This window comes from Guyparkeria sp. (assembly GCF_046545975.1).
In the GTDB taxonomy this organism is placed as follows: domain Bacteria; phylum Pseudomonadota; class Gammaproteobacteria; order Halothiobacillales; family Halothiobacillaceae; genus Guyparkeria.
On record NZ_JBKGYT010000134.1, the window covers coordinates 1 to 2,542 of the forward strand.

A 2,542-nucleotide genomic window follows, 5' to 3' on the forward strand; every position below is an offset into this window, starting at 1 on the left:
GACCAATGGCTGGACCGGGTGGCCGGGTCGGTGGAAGTCGCCTACTACCGGAACGGCACGACGATCCAGGAATACGGCGAACCGATCGAGTCCCTGCGCTATGTACGCAGCGGAGCGGTGGAGGTCTATCGCCACAACGGCGAACTCTACGACCGCCTGAGCGAGGGGGACATCCTCGGGCACACGGGCCTGCTGCACAATCGCCGCGTCCGGTTCCCGGCCCGGGCGATCGAGGATACGCTTCTGTACCTCATCCCGGCGGACATCTTCGACAGCCTGTGCGACGGTGACGACCAGTTTGCCGACTTCGTCGAGCTGTCCGGTCCGCGACTGAAGGCCACGGTCGAGCAGAGCGAGCGCGAGAACGACATGATGGTCACGCGGGTGCGCCGCCTGCTCGGCCGCAGCCCGGTCATGATCGAGGAGACCGCAACCGTGCACGAGGCGGCCCGCTCGATGACCGAGCATCATGTCTCCTCGATCCTGCTGATCTCGCCGACGGATGCCGCGGACGACAAGGCCTTCGTCGGCAATGACCACGGGCACTGGCGCCTGACCGGCATCCTCACCGACCAGGACCTGCGCATGCGCGTGCTGGCCGCGGGACGATCGGCGGACGTTCCATTGGCGGAGATCAAGCACGACCGGCTGATCACGATCCAGTCGGACGAGTCGGTTTACGAGGCCATGCTGGCCATGCTGCGCAACAACGTCCACCACCTGCCGGTGCTGCACCGTCGGCACCCGGTCGGGGTGGTGCACCTGTCGGACATCGTGCGCTACGAGACGCACAGCAGCCTGTACCTGGTCAGCAACATCTTCAGCCAGGGCACGGTGAAGGGGCTGGCCCGCCTGATGCCGGACGTGCGGGCGGCGTTCGTGCGGCTGGTGGATGATGGAGCGACCTCGCAGATGATCGGCGAGGCGATGTCCAGCATCGGGCGGAGCCTGATACGGCGGCTGATCGAACTGGCCGAGGCCGAGATCGGTCCGCCGCCGGTGCCCTATTGCTTCATGGTCAACGGCTCGATGGCGCGCAACGAGCAGACCATCAGCACCGACCAGGACAATGCCCTGATCATCGATGATTCCTTCGTGGCGGAAGAGCACGACGAGTGGTTCGCCGAACTTGCGCGGCGGGTGAGCGACGGTCTCGCCGCCTGCGGCTACCCGTACTGCAGCGGCGGGATCATGGCCACCAACGACAAGTGGCGCCAGCCCCTGTCGGTGTGGAAACGCTATTTCGATGCGTGGGTCAGCGAACCGGACCCGGAGCGACTGCTGCACAGCTCGATCTTCTTCGACCTGGATGCCGTGCACGGCGAGGAGCGATTCGTCGAGCAACTGCAGGACCAGGTGGCCGAACAGGCCAGTCGGAGTCCGCTGTTCCTGGCGGCCCTGGCGCGCAACGCGCTCAACCGGACGCCGCCGCTGGGATTCTTCCGCACCTTCGTGATGGAAAAGGACGGTCGCCACGACAACTCGATCAACCTCAAGCGCCGCGGGACCGCGCCGCTGGTGGACGTGATCCGGGTGCATGCGCTGGCCGTCGGGTCCCGGGCACAGAATTCCTTCGAACGGCTGGACGACATCGTGAAGGCGAACACCCTGCCGGCCGGCCAGGCCGACAAGCTGCGTTACGCGCTGGAGTTCATCTCGATGGTGCGGATCCGTCACCAGGCGCATGATCTCAAGCACCATCACCCGCCGGACAACAACATCGAGCCGGAGAACGTCTCCGACACCGAACGGCACAACCTGAAGGATGCCTTCCAGGTACTGAGCAACGCGCAGAAGTTCCTACGCTTCCGCTATCCCACGCCCGGGCGCTGATCGCCGATGAAGCGGAGAGCCACGGACCACGCGGCCCGGTCACCCGGCTGGCCGGAGTTCTTCGAGCGACAGGCCGCCGCCTGCCGGGACCCGGCGCTTCGGGCGTTCTACTCGGCCGGGGTGGTCGATCCGGATACGCCGTTGCGTGAGGTGCCCCTGGTGGCCCTGGACTTCGAGACCACGGGGATGGATGCCGATCGGCATGCCATCGTCAGCATCGGACTGGTTCCGTTCACCTTGTCGTCCATTCGCCCGTCAGCAGGACGCCACTGGGTGGTCAAGCCGCCTCGTCCGCTCGGGCGCGAGTCGGTGGTTCTGCACCGGATCACCGATGCCGAGGTGGCGGACGCCCCGGACCTGGACGAGGTGCTCGACGAGCTGCTCGAGGCGCTCGCGGGACACCTCGTCGTGGTGCACTACCGCCATATCGAGCGACCTTTCCTGGATACGGCCGTGCTGGCAAGACGCGGGGAGCGCTGCCTGTTCCCGGTAATCGACACCATGGGCCTCGAGGCGCGGGTGAGGCGGGCAGGGTGGTGGCAGCGGATCCGCGAGCTGCTCGGGCGGAAACCGCCCTCCATTCGCCTGGCCGACAGTCGTGCCCGCTACGGTCTGCCCGTGTATTCCCCGCATCACGCCAAGCTCGATGCACTGGCCACGGCCGAACTGCTGCAGGCCCAGATCGCGCACCACTACTCGCCGGACGTGC

2 protein-coding genes are annotated in these 2,542 nt (G+C 66.6%); both read left to right on the forward strand.

What is annotated here, in order from left to right:
- Positions 1-1,833, forward strand: a 1,833-nt coding sequence (locus tag ACLFMY_RS08895) for a DUF294 nucleotidyltransferase-like domain-containing protein (RefSeq protein WP_410764304.1), incomplete at its 5' end; no start/stop codon positions are given.
- Positions 1,834-1,839: 6 nt separating this feature from the next.
- Positions 1,840-2,542: 3'-5' exonuclease (locus tag ACLFMY_RS08900; RefSeq protein WP_410764305.1), on the forward strand; the 703-nt coding region annotated here is incomplete at its 3' end.